Source organism: Pseudoflavonifractor sp. 60 (genome assembly GCF_009911645.1).
Taxonomy (GTDB): Bacteria; Bacillota; Clostridia; order Oscillospirales; family Oscillospiraceae; genus Lawsonibacter.
Window position 1 is genome coordinate 17031 of record NZ_QWKI01000036.1, and the last position, 16646, is coordinate 33676.

General features: G+C 60.7%; 13 protein-coding genes and 1 other RNA gene. 5 read left to right on the forward strand and 9 right to left on the reverse strand.

All coding sequences use genetic code 11. The features are described 5' to 3' along the window. Positions 1–211: 211 nt before the first annotated feature. Positions 212–2974 (reverse strand): transglycosylase domain-containing protein, encoded by a 2763-nt coding sequence (locus D1646_RS23000; protein ID WP_160635295.1) that lies wholly within the window; start codon positions 2972–2974, stop codon positions 212–214. A 267-nt stretch (positions 2975–3241) separates the two neighbouring features. Between D1646_RS23000 and D1646_RS04435 the strand changes: the two genes are divergently transcribed. From D1646_RS04435 to D1646_RS23880, 3 genes are all read left to right on the forward strand, one after another. Next, a complete protein-coding gene (locus D1646_RS04435) occupies positions 3242–3562 on the forward strand; it encodes a DUF1292 domain-containing protein (protein WP_160635296.1) in 321 nt (106 codons plus the stop codon). 6 nt (positions 3563–3568) lie between these two features. Then, positions 3569–3769: non-coding RNA, 6S RNA (ssrS, locus tag D1646_RS04440), on the forward strand. Positions 3770–3990: 221 nt separating this feature from the next. Next, positions 3991–5496, forward strand: a complete 1506-nt coding sequence (locus D1646_RS23880; protein ID WP_160635297.1) for a peptidylprolyl isomerase — start codon at positions 3991–3993, stop codon at positions 5494–5496. 119 nt (positions 5497–5615) lie between these two features. Here the strand turns inward: D1646_RS23880 and D1646_RS04450 are convergent, their stop codons facing one another. Continuing rightward, positions 5616–6104 (reverse strand): sigma-70 family RNA polymerase sigma factor, encoded by a 489-nt coding sequence (locus D1646_RS04450; RefSeq protein WP_160635298.1) that lies wholly within the window; start codon positions 6102–6104, stop codon positions 5616–5618. Between the two features lie 114 nt (positions 6105–6218). Between D1646_RS04450 and D1646_RS04455 the strand changes: the two genes are divergently transcribed. Both D1646_RS04455 and D1646_RS04460 read left to right on the forward strand, forming a co-directional pair. After that, entirely contained in the window at positions 6219–6446 is a 228-nt protein-coding gene (locus tag D1646_RS04455) for a helix-turn-helix domain-containing protein (protein WP_160635299.1), read from the forward strand. A gap of 28 nt (positions 6447–6474) precedes the next feature. Then, positions 6475–7611, forward strand: coding sequence for a site-specific integrase (locus D1646_RS04460; protein ID WP_160635300.1), 1137 nt, complete (start codon positions 6475–6477; stop codon positions 7609–7611). 44 nt (positions 7612–7655) lie between these two features. On the opposite strand, the gene D1646_RS04465 is transcribed toward D1646_RS04460, so the two are convergent. The 7 genes from D1646_RS04465 to ychF form a co-directional block, all read right to left on the reverse strand. Further along, positions 7656–10712, reverse strand: a complete 3057-nt coding sequence (locus tag D1646_RS04465) for a hypothetical protein (RefSeq protein WP_160635301.1) — start codon at positions 10710–10712, stop codon at positions 7656–7658. 66 nt (positions 10713–10778) lie between these two features. After that, positions 10779–11675, reverse strand: a complete 897-nt coding sequence (locus D1646_RS04470) for a hypothetical protein (protein ID WP_160635302.1) — start codon at positions 11673–11675, stop codon at positions 10779–10781. Positions 11676–11687: 12 nt separating this feature from the next. Beyond that, on the reverse strand, positions 11688–12803 hold the full coding sequence (locus tag D1646_RS04475) for a patatin-like phospholipase family protein (RefSeq protein ID WP_243154018.1): 1116 nt from the start codon (positions 12801–12803) through the stop codon (positions 11688–11690). A gap of 461 nt (positions 12804–13264) precedes the next feature. Further along, the gene (locus tag D1646_RS04480) at positions 13265–13852 is read right to left on the reverse strand and encodes a chromate transporter (RefSeq protein ID WP_160635304.1); all 588 of its coding nucleotides are present in this window, start codon (positions 13850–13852) and stop codon (positions 13265–13267) included. Beyond that, positions 13849–14445 (reverse strand): chromate transporter, encoded by a 597-nt coding sequence (locus tag D1646_RS04485; protein WP_160635305.1) that lies wholly within the window; start codon positions 14443–14445, stop codon positions 13849–13851. Before D1646_RS04485 ends, D1646_RS04480 begins: the two co-directional genes overlap by 4 nt. Then, positions 14442–14759: a hypothetical protein gene (locus tag D1646_RS04490; RefSeq protein ID WP_160635306.1), complete on the reverse strand. Its 318-nt coding sequence runs from the start codon at positions 14757–14759 to the stop codon at positions 14442–14444. Before D1646_RS04490 ends, D1646_RS04485 begins: the two co-directional genes overlap by 4 nt. Positions 14760–14773: 14 nt before the next feature. Continuing rightward, positions 14774–15862 carry a redox-regulated ATPase YchF gene (ychF, locus tag D1646_RS04495; RefSeq protein WP_160635307.1) on the reverse strand — a complete coding sequence of 363 codons (1089 nt, stop codon included), beginning with the start codon at positions 15860–15862 and terminating at the stop codon, positions 14774–14776. Positions 15863–16646 lie beyond the last annotated feature (784 nt).

Genomic DNA, 16646 nt, shown 5'->3' on the forward strand with positions numbered 1-16646 from the left:
TGTTGTCCGCGCCGCGTGGTCATTTGTTTTTGCGCTGTCGTTCATTTTAGCACACAAAGGGCTGAGCCGCAACCCGAAAATGGCTGTGGGGTTCGTGGAACTTTTTCTCGATAAAGCGGCAGAGATTCGTCATATTTCACACTTCACAAGGATACCGCCGCAGACCGGCGGGCCTGCGGCGGTATGAAAAGGGCTTTGATCTGCTGGAACTCTATCCCACCATGCTGTTATTCGGGTCCAGAGGGAAGATGGGCACGTCCGGCTGGTCCTCCGGCGTGGGATTCTGGACGGGGCCGGGGTCAGTGGTGCCGGGATTGCTGGGCTCCCCCCAGTTGTTCCAGGGACCGTTGGGGTCGGTGGGATTCGTTGGGTTGGTGGGATTTGTGGGATTCGTAGGATTGGTGGGGTCGGTCAACTCCGGCGGGTCCGGCTCGGTGACGGGGGGCTCGGTGTGGACGGTACACTGGCCGTAGGCGCTGGCCGTCTCATAGCGCCACAGGCCGTCGTCCGCCGAGGCATTGCCCACCTGCTCCCGCTGGTAGTTGGGGTAGCACACCTGCTGCTGCCGGTCCTCCGGGCAGTAGGGGCCCGCCTGGTGGTACAGGCTCGAGGGGCTGCCGTCGGCCTTGAGGACAGGGCAGTCCAGGCAGACCGTCACAGTGCTCTCCGCCGTGTGGACGGTACACGGCTTGTTCTCGGGGTAGTCCTCTGGGAAGACAGATCCGCTGGCCGTCCGGTTGCCCCGGGGGTCCAGCTTGCACCACTCGTTGGCCAGCAGACCGCTGTCCCGGCAGTAGTTGATGGTGCGCATGGACTCGGGACAGGGGTAATCCTTGTCAGGCAGGTCCTCGTGGAGCTTGGTCATCACCTGCTTCCACAGGGCCAGAGCGGGGTTGTTCTTGGCCACGATCTTTACGTTGCGCTCATAGCCCGTCCAGACGGCGGCGGTGTAGTAGGGGGTGTAGCCCACAAACCAGCGGTCAAAGTTCTCGCTGGTGGTGCCCGTCTTGCCGGCGGCGTGCTGGCCCTTGATGCCCCCCTGGCTGGCGCCGGTGCCTCCGTCGGCAAACACGCCCTGGAGCATGGTGTTCATATAGTAGGCGGTGGTGGCCTTGATGGCGGGCTCCGAGACGGTGTTGTTCTCCAGCAGGGTCACCTCCTGGCCGTTGACCAGCTGGGTCACCCTTGTGAAGGTGCGGGACCGCTTGTACATCCCGCCGTTGGGGAAGGTGGCAAAGGCCTCGGCCATATCCCGGACGTTGACCCCGTTGGTCAGGCCGCCCATGGCCATGGGGGCCACGTCGATGTCGGTCTTCCATTCCCCGTAGACCATCCGGCCCGGCTCCAGTTCAATGTGGTAGCGCTCCTCTACAAACTTGAAGCTCTCCTCCGGATTGATATAGTCGGACATGATGCGCACCGCCGCCGTATTCAGCGACCGCTTCAGCGCCTCAAACGCGGGGACCAGGCCCCGGTAGTGGGTTTTGCCCGAGTTCTTGGGCCAGGCGCTGCCGGTGCGGGTGTCGTAGGGGTAGTCGTCCAGTACGGTATAGGGGTTGATCCTGCCGAACTCCAGAGCGGGAGAGTAGACCGACAGGGGCTTGAAGGAGGAACCGGGCTGGCGGTGGCCGGCGTTGGCGTAGTTGCTGCCCCGATTTACTGTCTTGTCCCCGAACTGGCCCACAATGGCGGCCACATCTCCCGTCTCGTTGTTGATGACGCAGATGGCCGACTGCATCTGTTGGCCGTCCTTGGAGGTGTAATTTAAATTGGCCCGGTCGGTGTAAATCTCCTCCGCAATGGCCTGGGCCTCGGGGTCGTAGCAGGTGTAAATGCGCAGTCCGCCGCTCTGCATGATCTGGTCGGTGCGCTCGTCGGACCAGCCGAAGTTGTCCTGGAGGGCCTGGCGCACGTCGGAGATGACGGTCTCCTCATACCAGGTGTAGATCTGGTCAGAGTTTCCCTCGCCCTGGGCCCGGACAAAGTTCAGCTCCTGGGTCACGGCCTGGTCATACTCCGCCCGGGTTATCATCCCCTGCTCCAGCATCTGCCAAAGAATGACCTCCTGGCGGTACTTGTTCCACTGCCGGGCGTCCCAGATCTCCTCCGTGTTCACGCCCTGGGAGCGGTTAAAGGAGTAGGGCCCGTATTTAGAGGGATTGTTGGTGATGCCCACCAGGCTGGCGCACTCGGCCAGGGTGAGCTGGGACACCGGCTTGCCGAAGTACTCCAGGGCGGCGGCCCCCACCCCCTTGCAGCCGGAGCCCAGGGGGATGATGTTCAGGTAGCGCTCCAGGGTGTCCTCCTTGGAGTTGTTCTGGGTGAAGCGCAGGGCCCGAATGATCTCGGTGACCTTCCGCTTCACGGTGGTCTCGTTGTACTGGGTCTCGTTTTTAATCAGCTGCTGGGTAATGGTGGAGCCGCCGGACACCTCGCCGCCGGTAAACATACTCAGCACCGCCTTGGCAGTGCCCCGCCAGTCTACGCCGGGATGGGTCCAAAACCGCTTGTCCTCAATGGCCACGGCGGCGTTAATCAGGTTCAGGGGCATCTCCTCAAAGTCAACCCACACAGAGCTGGTCACGTTGAGCAGCGTTGTCATTTCCTTATATTGGCCGGTCTCCTTGTCCTCATAGTACATGACGCTGTTCTCGCCCAGGGGGAAGTCGTCCATGCTCAGGTCGGCCTGGGGGACGATGACCTCGTTGATATAGACCGCCGCAAAGCAGGCCATCAGCGCGCCGGTACACAGCCCAATGAGGATCAGCGTGCCCAGCACCTTAAAGAAAGCGCCGATGACCCGGCCCACGCCCCCACGTTTCTTCTTTTTGCGCCGCTTCCGGGGCGCGCCGCCGCCTCCACCGCTGCTGCCGCCGCTCTGCCGCTCCCGGCTGGGGGGCTGCCTGCGGGAGGGGTAGTCGCTGTCGTCATACAGCGAGTGCTTGTAATTATTGTAATTTCTGTAGTCTGACACAATCAATACCTCCAGCCGGCCGGGGGTTCTCCGCCCGCCCCGGCTTCCCTGGACGCACCTGGGGTCCGTCCGGATTTTTGCTTTCGTTCTATGGGGCCAGCAATAAACCTGATACTACGTATTATACCAGATTTTCCATGTTTGTCCACCCACAAACATCCCAAAGGTATATTCTTCAAAGTTTCTTAAAATTTACCTGTCCTGCCTCTTGCATTTTTCCTCGGTCCGGGGTACAATAAGAGCAACAAAGAACAGGAGGGCGCTCCCATGGAAGAAAATTTCGGCCCCGATTTCATCACCGTTACCGACGAGGACGGCAACGACTTTGAGCTGGAGCTGGTGGACACCCTGGAGCATGAGGGCGTTACCTACTACGCCATGTTCCCCGCCGTGGAGGAGGACGAATCCGGTCAGCCTAAGGACGTGGACGCCGACGACGAGGAGTATGGCCTGGTGATTATGAAGGCCATCGTGGAAAACGGCGAGGAACTGCTGTCCACCCTGGACTCCGACGAGGAGCTGGACACGGTGTACGAGTTGTTTATGGAGCGCTTCTTCCAGGACGACGAGGAGGAAGCGGACAGTTAGGCGGAACCCTTCCTGCTCGGTGCGTGATGGGCCCTTTTAAACCCACATTTCTAAAACGGGACGCCCACCTCACGGCGCGGCTTGCAGGCCTCCCGGCCCCCTTATGAGGTCAGCTGGACGTTGGAAGCAGAAAAACGCTGTGGAGGCGACCCACCTGCCATTACGTGCAGGTTTTAATCGGGTCCACACGGCCAGAGCGGGGTTATAAAAAATTTTTCCTTGCACTTTGGCCGCGGCAGTATGCCGCGGTCTTTTTTAGCCCCCTTTGCCGCCCCTCCGGGGGAATTATAAATAAAGTGTAAAAGTCCCCCCTCCCTCTTGCAATCGGCGGCGGCATTTAGTATAATAGGTCGGAAATGCCCGCCAGACTCCCCTTTCCCACGGACATTTGCGATTTTACTTTGAAGAATGAGAGGACTGAACCAACTGTGAGTGCATCCGAAAAAAAGGCCCAGCGCAATGAGCAGCGCCGTCAGGAGGAGCAGAAGGACCGCCGTTCTGTGGCCGTTTACTCCGTCATCGCCGCCGCTGTGGTCATTGCCGCCGTTGTTCTGATGATCCTGAACAGCGGACTCCTTCAGCGCAGCCTTACCGCCGTGACCATCAACGGCTTCAACTACACCGTCCCCGAGCTGCAATACTACTACAGCACCCAGTATAACAACCTGGCCAGCAGCTACGCTTTCGACTCCAGCACCTCCGTGAAGAAGCAGACCTACGACCAGGAGACCGGCCAGAGCTGGCACGACCACATTATGGAGCTGGCTATTGAGGATCTGACCACCGATACCACCCTGGCCGCCAGGGCCGAGAGCGAGGGCTATACCCTCTCCCAGGAGGCCCAGGACAGCTTGGACTCAAACCTGGAGCAGCTGAACACCATGTGGGTTGGCTACGGCGCCACCAGCCGGGACGCTTTCATCCGGGCCCAGTTCGGCGCCTATATGACCTATGACAAGCTGGTCTCCCTATTCCATCGGGAAGTGCTGGCCAGCGACTACGCCAGCGCCCAGCTGGACGCCATTGACCACCCCGACTCCGACTGCGAGGCCTACTACCGGGAGAACGCCGACAACATGGACACCATTGTCTACTCCCAGCTGGCCTTCCGCGCCTATGTCCCCACGCAGGACGAGGAGGGCAACCCCATTGAGATGACCGACGAGGAGAAGACCGCCGCCCTGGAGGAGTCCAAGGCTGAGCAGAAGGCTCTGGCCCAGGAGGTAGAGGCCAAGCTGCGGGCCGGAGCCGAGCCGGAGGACCTGGCCGAGGAGTACGCCGACCAGCTGTACAGCTCCGTCGCCTCCCGCCGGGCCAGCGGCAGCAACGTGGTCAACTCCATCTACGCCGACTGGCTGCTGGACTCCAGCCGCCGCTCCGGAGACATCACCATCACCGAGCAGGAGACAGTGGACTCCTACTTCTATTATGTGGCCCGCTTTGAGGAGCGCCTCCGGGATGAGGAGAACACCAACTCTGTCCGCCACATCCTGATCCGGGCCACCGGCGACGTGGCCACCAGCACCCCCACCCAGACCCAGTATGATGTGGCCGAGGAGAAGGCGCAGGAGCTGCTGGACCAGTGGCGCGCCGGCGAGGCCACCGAGGACTCCTTCGCCCAGCTGGCCACCGACAACACTGAAGACACGGGTTCCCGGCTCTCCGGCGGCCTGATTTCGGGCATCAACTCCAGCTCTAACTATGTGGAGCCCTTCCGGGACTGGGCCATTGATCCCTCCCGCCGCCCGGGCGACACCGAATTGGTGAAGAGCGAGTATGGCTGGCACGTGATGTACTATGTCTCCACCGACGACCCCGCCTGGAAGCTCACCGCTCTCTCCGCCCTGCGCAGTCAGGACCGGGAGCAGCTGGAGACGGACGTTGTCCAGGGCTGGAGCGCCTCCCAGGGTATAGGCGCCGGCTTTGTGGGCTAAATCCCAATATCAAATCCCGACTTCTGATTCAGAAGTCGGGATTTTTGCTGCACAAAGGGTTGGGCAACCCCCTTTGCCCAAGGGAACAAGTCCCGCGGTGCGAGGCGGGACACGCGTGTCTAGCCTTTGACCTCCGGAACTGCGGCCAGGTACCGGAGCTTGGCCAGGGCGGTCTGGCGGTGCTTGGTGATATTTCGGTGGGAGCACCCCAGCTCCGCTGCGATCTCCTTGGCGGGGACGCCGTAGACCACATTTTCAAATAGGACCCGGCTTTGGATGGGGGTGAGACGCCGCAGCGCCGTGCTGACGGAGCGGTCCCCCGCCAGCTGGTACAGGTCCTCGGGCCGCCGGGAAAAAATATGTTCCTCAAAGTCCTCCCGCCGGCTCAGCCGCAGCAGCACCGCCGCCCGGCAGCCCTCTCCATCTCCCAGGTCCCGGTCCGCAATGGTGATGTCCAGCTGGGCCCGGTGCTCCAGCTCCCGCCGCTCGTTGTTGGCGTCGAAGTCGTCCAGAGCCTGGAGCACTGCGGTCCAGTTGCCCTCCCCGGCCAGGGCCTGGATTTTCTGCTCCAGCTTCTCCTCCCGAATGTCTGCATATGTCTTTCTCAAAAAAATTCTTCCTTTGCAGTTCCGTTTTTGCCCTTCTCGCCGCCTATATATTAGGCGATATCTTTTTTCCTATTATAGTCAAAAGGACTGCCAAACAGAGAGGAGAATCCATCAATGGACAAAAAAGAGAAAGAAGCCCTGCGATATGGGACCATGTTCCTCCACTATCCCGACGCCCTGACCCCCCGCCAGGTACAGGAGATGCTGGGGGTTGGCCAGCGCATGACCTACAGCCTTCTGCGGGAGGGGAAGATCCAGAGCGTCCGGATGGGGCGGCTGTACCGGGTCCCCAAGTCGGCAGTGATCGACTATCTGTACAGTGGGGAGCGGGATTCCAGGTGAGGCCGCAGGGGCCGAAAGGAGGATTTTTATGAAGTACCAAGAGACCGCGTTCCGGGAGCGCTCCGGGCTGTGCAACGCGGACGGAAAGGGCAGGCAAAAGGCCGTCTCCCTGAGCGTTCCGCGGAAGAGGGGACGGCGCAGGCTCCAGCTGCGTCTGGAGGAGCAGAAGCGGGGCCGCCCGGAGCAGAAGGCGGAGGAGCTCCCGCTGTTTGCTGATTACCTGTGGGACTGGCTGAAAATTGTGGCCCCCACCATTGAGCGCACCACCTACCACAGCTATGAAAACATCATCTCCGCCCGGCTGGACCCCTTTTTCCGAAGCCGCCAGCTCCGGCTGGACCAGGTGGAGCCCTGCCACATCCGGGAGCTCCACGAGTCCATCTTTCAGGACGGCTGCAACGCCAACACCGTCATCCACTACCACGCCGTGGTGCGCAAGGCACTGCAATACGCCGTGAAGAACGAGATGCTGGCGGAGAATGTGGCGGACAAGGTGGACCGGCCCAAAAAGGGAAAATATTTGGCGGGCTTTTACACCAAGGAGGAGCTGGCCGCCCTCTTTGAGGCTACCAGGGAGGACTCCATGTCGGTGGTCATCCAGCTGGCCGCCTACTACGGCCTGCGGCGCAGCGAGGTACTGGGCATCCGCTGGAGCGCGGTGGACTTTGCTCGGGGGACCGTGACGATCAACCACAAGGTGACGGAGAGCTCTGAGAATGGAAAGTACCAGATGTACACAGAGGACAAGCTGAAAAACAAGTCCAGCTTCCGAACCCTACCCCTGATCCCCGCCATGCGGGAGCTGCTGCTGGAACAGAAGGGCAGGCAGGCCCGCTATCAGGAGCTGTTCCGCTCCGCCTACTGCATGGACTATCTGGACTACGTGTGCGTCAACGAGATGGGCCGTCTCTTCCGCCCCAACTATGTCACCGACCACTTCAAGCTGCTGCTCCGCCGGCACAACCTGCGGATCATCCGCTTCCACGACCTGCGCCACAGCTGCGCCTCTCTGCTCCTCAGCCAAGGCATCCCCATGAAGCAGATCCAGGACTGGCTGGGCCACTCCACCTTCGCCACCACCGCCGATATCTACTCCCACCTGGATTTCAACTCCAAGCAGGCCTCGGCGGACGCCATTGCGGCGGCGTTAATGGAAACCCAATAGAGAGAAAACACCCTGTCCATTTGGGCAGGGTGTTTTGGGTGGCGCTAGTTCTCCAGGGTTATGGCCTTGGGGGGACACTCATAGCGCTCCTGGGCGGCGTCCTCCAGGCTCTTAGCCACCACATACTCCAGTTGACTGGGGCCTGTGGGCCGGAGGAGGATCCACCAGTCCTCGTTGACGGCGGAGGCCGGGATGCGCACGCCGCCCCGCTTTTTAGCCTTGGAGACGGGCAGGCGGCCCGGCTGCTGGGCGGTGGGGTCGGTGGAGAAGTAGAATTCGAATTGGGCCGCGTCCGCCTCCAGATACTCGACCCACTGGCCGTAGGGGGTATCCCGGGTGAGGCAGGGTGCAAAAAAGCCGTCGTCATTGTAGCCCACGGAGAAGGTAAACTTGATCTCCTGGTCCTGGGCCACCTCGTTTTCCACCTTGATGGGGGAGCCCTCCCGGCACAGGATCAGGCCGAAGGCGACCCCCGTCTTGCCGGTGGGGCGCTCGTCCACCTCCTCGTCCTCGGAGAAGGTGCAGCCCCGCTCCCGCATGATCGCCTGGGCCTCCGGGGTTCCCAGAGGGGGATACAGCTGGAAGAAGTCCAAATCCTCATGGTCATACTCCCCCCGCTCCTGGTAGCACTGGCCAATGCTTTCGGCAAAGGCGGCCAGCTTCTCATCAAATACCTGCCGCAGCAGCTCCGACTTGCCCGCGTTGCCCGCCAGGAAGATGTGGATGCGGTTGGCGGGATGGCTCTTGTACAGCTCCGGCTTAAAGGCCCGGCTCAGGGCGTGGATGAATTTATCGACCCCCTCGGCAAGACGCCCTCTCAAAATGGCCTCCAGCCGCTGCGGGTCCAACTGAATTTGGGTCCCAAGGGCCCAGCTGCCGTCCTGCTTCACCAGGTCCAGCTTAATGGCCCCGCTGGCGTACTCCGACTCCCAGCCCTCGGGCCGCTCCCACAGGGGGCGCAGGGCCTCCTTCATCTGGCGCATATTGGTGTGGGCCTCCTGAGAGTTGGCCAGAAGTCCCACGCTGCCCTTGAAAGGCTCGCACTGAGGGGGACGGGAGAAGGTGATCCCTGCCTGGCGCAGCTGGCTCTGGTTGTCCCGGAAGACCTGGTAGGACAGCAGCTCCAGCAGATTTTCCCCTCCCAGATACCGGTCGCCGCCGTCGCCAAAGTGGCTGATGATATAGTTGTACTTCCGCCGCCTCCCATTGCCTCTGGGGGCTCTCCGCCACACGCCGAAGTCGAAGTCCGCCGTGCCGCCGCCGAAGTCGAAGATGGCGTAGTAGACATTTTCCCCCTCCTCCGGCTGGAACTGGTACTCCTGGAGGGCGCACACCGCATAGGCCGCTGGCTCTCCCGCCCCCTGGCGCACGGAGAACTGCTCCTGACACTCCGGGTCGTCCAGCACCGCCTGGGGCAGGGATTTGGCCAGGCCCCGGCGAAAGCTGTCCAAAATCCGTTTCCGCACCTCCTCCGGGTAGGTGACCGGGAAGGACAGGAGATATTCCAGATAGATCTGGCTGGTGTGCATATTGTTGATGTACAGGCCGATGTAGTAGGCGTACAGCTCAATGGGGTCAAACTCCCCCTCGGAGATGCTCAGATAGGGGGGCAGGGTGAGCTCCGTGGTCCCCGTCCGGTCCCGGACCCGCAGGTTCTGGTTCTGGTTCCCCGCCCACTGCTTCAGCTCACCGAAGAAGGAGAAGTATTTGCTGCTGTCCTTGTTGTCCTTCCACATATCGTTGGCAGTGTGGGATACGGTCAGGTCGCTCCAGGAGGTGGCGGGCCGTCCCTCCCGGCTGCGGTAGGCCCGGAGGAAGCTGTCCAGGTCGACAAATTCCATGACGGTGGGATTTTCATAGTCGCTGTCCCGGGCCTCCTGGTCGTAGAGCCCCTTGCCGATGCGCACCAGATGGGTGTAGTCGCTGTCGTCCTGCCGGGCCACCACCGTGCTTTTGGTGCCGAAGTCAATGGCGATCACGCCCCCGGGCCGAACGTCCAGACGGGGGTCCCGGGCGTACACCGGCGCGGGGATGGACATCATTACCATCTCGTCCATAGGCGGGGCCCACAGCTCCCAGGAGCCCCGGTTGGGGTCCTCCAGCTGCATGGGGTCGTAGGGGGTTATATTCGCCCGCTGGGTGTCGCAGCGGAGGACCTCCTCCCGCGCCTCCTCCAGCAGCTGCGGTGAGCCTGCGGTGAAGCTGGCGCCGCCGATGTGGAGGGTTTCTCCCGATTCCAGCGCCTGGAACAGCTGGGGAGTGGGCAAGATGGTGAACTCCTCCCGCGCCGCCACATCGTCCCACTCCGAGGTGATTTGGATGAACTGCCGCTGGTACAGCTCGGTCAGCTCCTGCCACTGAAGGGTCCCGACGGCCAGCACAGGGGTCCAGCGGCGCTCCAGGAGGAAGTCCAGCAGACAGAAGTCCTCGGGAAAACCGGCCACATAGACGTCCGCCACCGTGCAGCTGGTTCCACCAAAATTTCTGATCTGTCCTTGGCTTATATGATAATACTGGCTGCTGGCCCCAGTGGGAAACACGCTGAACTCTTTGCTGTGAATTGTATCATAGAGGGAGACGCCGCTGATTGTGCCAGAGTTGACCCCCCAACCGCCCCAGGGTTCCCCTTGAAAGATAATCTTTGCTTCATCCTTGGTACACAGACGCCAGCCGCGGATGCCGGCCTCCTGTAGCTCCCCCAGAGCCCGGAGGCTGCCCCGATTGGTCATCTGCTGATATCCCTCCTGGCTGTAGTTGTAGTTCCAGACATAGTAGGCGTTGTTGGTGGTCAATTCAATTTTGGAGTAGTCCTCCACAAACAGGCGCAGGTCCTCCGCCGGGCAGATACGCAGGGGGAGCTCCGCAATTTGGATGTTCTGGTGCCCGTCCACATATGCCCCCTTGAACAACTCCCAGACGTAGTTCTCCAAAAGCTTCAGCTCCCGGGTCACCTGCTTCTGGGTCATCTGCTTCCAGTTTACCGGGAACACGTCCAGCCGCCGCACCCCGCTCTGGGGGCCGGCGCTCCAGTTGAAGTCCCGCTGAAACTCCCAGGACTCCCCGCCGGGCTCCTGGGGGGTGTTTTTTGCCGTCTCATCCATATCAACTGCCTCCTCTTTTATTGGCTTCCGCCCCGCAGCAGGGGCCAGTTTTTCTAACATTTTTCGCTAAAACCGCACCAGACACTTGCGCTCGGCGGTATTCCGGTTCAGATTCCAGATGCCGGGCAGAAGGACCTGGGCCACATCCCCCTGGAAGCGGCTGCAATCCCCCGACCTCAGGTGCCGCAGGTCGTCAAAGGGCCTTCCCACCTCCTGGGTCATCAGCTGGTAGACCGGGCTGGCCCAGACGGAGTTGTACCGGTCCAGGAAGAAGGACAGGATATCCAGTATCACTGCCTGGTGCTCCGGGGAAAGGCTGCCGGTTTGAAGTTTCAGCGCGTCCCAGAGGTGGAGGATATTGTCGATCTGACAGCCGTTGGCCCAGAAGCCCATCACGTTGTCCGCCGGTAGGAGGGGGGCGAGGGTCTTCAACAGCGTCCCGGGCAGGGCGCGGTAGGCGTCAAAGTGCTCCAGCAGCGGGCGCAGGGGGGTTAAGCGGGCCGTCTGCTGTTTCAGCTCCTCCTCCATACGTTGGGATTTGGCCAGGGCCTCCTGCTGCTGGACGGATATGGCTTTACACTGCTGCTCTGCCTCCTGGAGCTTTGCGGAGAGACCGGTACACCGCTGGTTGGCCAGTGTGAGCTGATTCTCCCACTCCGCGCCCTGGCGGCGGGCCTCCCTCAGCTGGCGTTCCCGTTCCTCCGCCTGGGAGGTCAGCTGTTTGTTCCGCCTCTGCTCCTCCCGGAGGCGGACCTCCAGAGCGTCCCGCTCCTCCACCGCCAGGTCAATGCGCTCCCGCAGCTTGGCATTGAGCTCCTCCAGCTCCCGCAGCTGCTCCGGACGGGCCGCCGGGGCTGTGCCCGCCATATGGTCATCCTCCGCTGCAATCTGCCGGATCAGAGCCCGTACCTCCGGGGTCTCCAGAGCCTGGCGCAGCAGGTCGTTAAACTGTTCCCATTCCATAAAATACCTCCCTTATCCTCTGGCCAGGGCCAGCAGACTGTCTTTAAGGGCCAGCGTATCCAGTTCCCCCGCCTTCTTCCGGTGCAGAGTCGCCTTATAGCTCAGGTCCAGCATGGCCTGCACGCCGCTGCCCACCTGGGGGCCGGGGATAATTTGCACCGCCCAGGCGCCAGGACACTGGGCCAGCTTGTGTTGGGTCTCCTCCACATGGCTACGCCCCAGATGGACGATGATAAACTTCCGGTAGCCGCACCGGTACAGGGGCAGGAAGGGGACATTATCCTTCAGTCCGCCGTCGTAGTACTCGGCGCCCCGCAGCTTCACCGGCTGATACACCACGGGCAGGGCGGAGGAGGCCAGCACCGCCTGGACCATCTCCGCAGGGGAGAGGATGCCCCAGGGGATGTAGCGCTCCTTCATGTCCTTGGTCCGCATGGTCATCAGCTTGAGCAGGGGCTCGGCCACAACGCTGGTGGTGTACATATGGTACCGCCGCCTGATCTGATCCCCATAGCCGCCGCCCACCGCCTGGGAGGCCGCCCGCTTCAGCGCGGCCTGGGAGAGAAAGCGGTCGTCCAAAATCAGCTCCCCCAGGCCGGGGACCTTCTTGACGTTGACCTTGCGGATGCGTGCCTGAATCTCCTGCCGCTTGTTGGTGCGGCTCAGCTCCAGCCAGAGATTTTTTGCGTAGTTAAAGTCGCCCCGGGCGAAGAGCAGGGCGTTCACCGCGCCGATGGAGGTGCCGGAGATGCCGCCGATCTCCCCCGACAGCCCCAGCTGGTCCAGGGCAGACCACACCCCGATTTGATAGGCCCCCTTTGCGCCCCCTCCGGCTAGCACCAGGGCCAGCTTGTCCTTGGGCCGCCCGTCATTGCCGGTGATTTGGCCGATGAACTGTTTCATGGCCTGGAAGAGGTCCGGCTCCCGGGCATATACCGCCAGCCGGTGCATGGTGTTGGCAAGCCGGACCGTGTCCCCCAGGCCCTCGACCCGCCATTCCCCCACCCGCATACAGCAGGTCCACCCCGCGTCCTGGGGGAGAGGGCGGAGCGCGTCAGGGGGAAGACTGCGGAAAAAATCCTCGCAGAGCCTGCCGGAGTAGTATTGTCCCAAGCCAGTCCAGTCCATCACGACATATTCATCTCCTCAGTCCCGCAGCCGGGAAAATCGTAGTAACTTCCATTATACCACCAATAATTTTGTCGAACAAGGGGGAAGCAAAAGGAACTTCAATTCGTAAAGTAGAGAAAAATTGTAGAGCGGGCCGGAGTAGTTCCATCTTGTGATGCCGCAGGAGCGCATAAGCGGCGAAGCCGCTTGCCCCCTTTGGCAAAGGGGGCCCCTGAGCGAAGCGAAGGCGGGGGATTGTCTTAGGAAAACTGCTTCTATTTCGGATTTCAAGTCGAAGCAGTGCCAACAGGTCAATCCCCACCGGCTTCGCCGGGCCATAAAACAGCAGACTAAGGTCGTCCCATCCTACAAAAGATACTTTACGAATTAAAGGGGAGGAATCCGCGCAGGTGGATGCCCCAGCGGCAGGACAAAAAAATCCCAGAGGACTTGTGCCTCTGGGAGCGGTTTTCCGGGGTTCAGAGTTGAAATACGATCCCCACCACGGCGGCGATGGCAATAAACACGATGGGGTGCAGCTTTTTCAGCTGCTTGGACTGCATACACAGGAACACGGCCACGGCCAGGAGCAGGGCGGGCCAGTGGACGGCAAAGGTGTGCTCCTCCGTCCCCCCGATGCTCACCAGCACCGACAGGGCCACCGACAGCCCGGCGGAGGCAATCAGCGCGGTGGAGGCGGGCCGCAGTCCCTGGAAGACGGCGTCCACCGTTTTGGACTGGCGAAACTTCTGTAGAAATCCAGCGATTATCATAATGATAATGATGGAGGGGGTTATCAGCCCCAGGGTGGCCAGCGTAGCGCCCAGAACACCGCCCATGGAGCCGCCCGCCAGACTGCCCGTCTGGAAGCCCACATAGGTGGCCATATTGACCCCCATGGGGCCGGGGGTAGACTCGGACACAGCGATCATGGTAGTCAGGTCCACGGCGGTGAACCAGCCGGTGCGGGCCCCCATGTCCTGGAGGAAGGGGATGGTAGCCAGTCCGCCGCCCACGGCGAAGAGTCCCACCTTGGCAAACTCAAAATACAGCCGCAGAAAGATCATTTCCCCTCACCGCCTTTCCCGTTCCTGTAGAGCGCAAAGCCCATTATGCCAGCCAGTACGATCAGAACGGCGGGGGAGGTGAGCAAATCCAGCATGGCGCCCGGGGTCCCGGGGCCGAAATTGACTATGTTCCCCGCCGCTGCCAGGGCCAGCACACACAGGAAGATGGTGATGGCGGCTCCGTTTTTCAGCGTGGACTTGCCCAGCTTCAGCACACTGGCGGCAATCAGGGCCACCACGGCGGCGTTGATGCCGGCCAGGGCGTGCCGCACTGCCGGGATATCGGCAAAGTTGGACAGAAATGCGGCAATGGCAGTGATAATAATCAGAGAGGGGAACACCAGGCCCAGGGTTGCCAGTACGCCGCCGGGGATCCCCTTGTATTTGTACCCGATGAAGGTGGCGGTATTGACAGCGATAATGCCGGGGGTACACTGGCCCACGGCAAAGTAGTCGGTGAGCTCCTCGTCGGTGGCCCAGCCCTTTTTCTCTACCACCTCCCGCTGGAGGATGGGCAGCATGGCGTAGCCCCCGCCGAAGGTGCATACCCCCACCTTGGCAAAGGTGAGGAAAAGGTCAGCGTAGATGCTCACGGCTCCAGACCCCCATTTTCCAGCTTGTTCTCCAGGTATTCCTTTACCGCCGCTACCTCCTGGTCCATCTGTTCCACAAGCTTCTCCTCCGGCTCGTCCAGCACTGCGGCGGTCAGCCGGAGCAGAGAGGCCAGGCCCAGCTGAAAGGGGAGCTGCGTGGCGTCCTGTATCTGCATCAGTACTTCAAAGGTGCGCTGTTCTGCCTCGGGCAGCTGCGGGATCCTGGATTTCAGTTCTTTTTTCCCCAGGGACTCCATTTTGGTAAGCATCCATCCGCTGCGGATGCCCGCCTCGAACATGAGATTCAAGTCCATGTGCGCTTCCCTCCTTACACATTAAAGCGGAACAGGATGATATCCCCGTCCTGGACCACATACTCCTTGCCCTCGGAGCGGATCAGACCCTTCTCCCGGGCGGCAGCCATGGTTCCGCAGTCTATCAGGTCCTGGTAGGAGATGACCTCAGCCCGGATGAAGCCCCGCTCAAAGTCGGAGTGGATCTTTCCCGCAGCCTGAGGGGCCTTGGTGCCCCGGATAATGGTCCAGGCCCGGCACTCGTCCTCGCCGGAGGTGAGGTAGGAGATCAGGCCCAGCAGAGTGTAGCTGGCCTTTACCAGCCGGTCCAGGCCGGACTCCGCAATCCCCAGGTCGTCCAGGAACATCAGCTTTTCCTCCCCGTCCAGCTGGGCGATCTCCGCCTCCAGCTTGGCGCACACGGGGATGACCTGAGCCCCCTGTTCCCGGGCCCGGACCTCCACCTGCTTGTAGTAGGGGACCCCCTCCGGATTGGTAAAGCCGTCCTCATCCAAGTTGGCGGCGTAAATCACCGGCTTGAGGGACAGCAGCTCACAGTCGGGATACTCGGCGGCAATGTCCACCTCGGTATAGCTGCGGGCGGATTTGCCGTCGTTGAGCCAGGAGCGCAGCCCCTCGAAGTCCGCCGCCTCCTGGAGGAATTTCTTGTCTCCCTTGGCCGCCTTCCTGGCCTTGTCAATGCGCCGGTCCACCATCTCCAGGTCGGCCATGACCAGCTCCAGGTCAATGGTGTCCATGTCCCGCACCGGGTCGGTGGTCCCCTCCACGTGGATCACGTTATCGTCGTCAAAGCAGCGCACCACGTGGACAATGGCGTCGGTGGCCCGGATATTGCCCAGAAACTTGTTGCCCAGGCCCTCCCCTCGGCTGGCCCCCTTGACCAGACCGGCGATGTCCACAAACTCAATCACCGCCGGGGTTGTCTTCTTGGGGTGGTACATCTCGGACAGTTTGTCCAGACGGGAGTCGGGCACCGCCACCATGCCCACGTTGGGGTCGATGGTGCAGAAGGGATAGTTGGCGCTCTCCGCTCCGGCGTTGGTAATGGCGTTGAACAGGGTGCTCTTGCCCACATTTGGCAAACCCACGATTCCTAATTTCATATTGCTTTACATCTCCTTAGAAAGTCCTGATTTATCAATGGTTTCCAGGTTTTGCTCCTTTAGAGCTTCAACATTACTGTACCATTTCTTCACCATTTTGCCATTGACTTATGTGCAGTTACATTCTGCTGGCCTCAAATTGCCGTACACCGGCAGTCAGTGAGTCATCTGTCACATGCACACATTTATCCATGGTGGTCTGGATACTGGCGTGACCCAGTAGCTTCTGAAGTACCTTTCCTGTTCTTCAACCGTGAGATACTTGATATCGCTGGGAACGCATACCGGCTTGGTGTATCTAACCCCCGTCCATAGGATGTTTAGGGATCATACCATTCATCACAGCAGAACGAAACATAGTACCCATTGCGATATGGGTTTGTCGGATAGTTGAGCCTGCGTAATCGGCATCCATTCCAATCAGAATTTTCTTGCAGTGCATGGGTCACACATCCCGCAGAAGCATTTTGCCAATTACCGACTGAACATTGTTTACATACCTTTCACAGTAGTTTCGGCAAGTATTAGGGGCCAAATCACCTATAATGTTCTCAATCCAAAATTCAAACCATGCGTCTACCGTCATATCAGGCGACGCAAAGCTTTCTTCGTTCGGCTCAGCACTCTGTCCTCCCTGCCTGTCGAGAACTCGTGCTTCCTCCAGCCAGTTTCTGGCTTCTGGAAGCTTTCGGAAACATTTGTCATGCCTTTTCCCTGCTTTGTCAACAAATCGTGCTAAGTATAACCCATCCTTTCTCTGGCAAATTCCTTTACACATTTTTTG

Coding starts and splice junctions, on each gene's coding strand:
- ychF (WP_160635307.1), bottom strand. CDS start 15,862: ATGAAATTAGGAATCGTGGGTTTGCCAAATGTGGGCAAGAGCACCCTG.
- D1646_RS04475 (WP_243154018.1), bottom strand. CDS start 12,803: ATGGACTGGACTGGCTTGGGACAATACTACTCCGGCAGGCTCTGCGAG.
- D1646_RS04470 (WP_160635302.1), bottom strand. CDS start 11,675: ATGGAATGGGAACAGTTTAACGACCTGCTGCGCCAGGCTCTGGAGACC.
- D1646_RS04490 (WP_160635306.1), bottom strand. CDS start 14,759: ATGGACTTGAATCTCATGTTCGAGGCGGGCATCCGCAGCGGATGGATG.
- D1646_RS04460 (WP_160635300.1), top strand. CDS start 6,475: ATGAAGTACCAAGAGACCGCGTTCCGGGAGCGCTCCGGGCTGTGCAAC.
- D1646_RS04435 (WP_160635296.1), top strand. CDS start 3,242: ATGGAAGAAAATTTCGGCCCCGATTTCATCACCGTTACCGACGAGGAC.
- D1646_RS04480 (WP_160635304.1), bottom strand. CDS start 13,852: ATGATCTTTCTGCGGCTGTATTTTGAGTTTGCCAAGGTGGGACTCTTC.
- D1646_RS04465 (WP_160635301.1), bottom strand. CDS start 10,712: ATGGATGAGACGGCAAAAAACACCCCCCAGGAGCCCGGCGGGGAGTCC.
- D1646_RS04455 (WP_160635299.1), top strand. CDS start 6,219: ATGGACAAAAAAGAGAAAGAAGCCCTGCGATATGGGACCATGTTCCTC.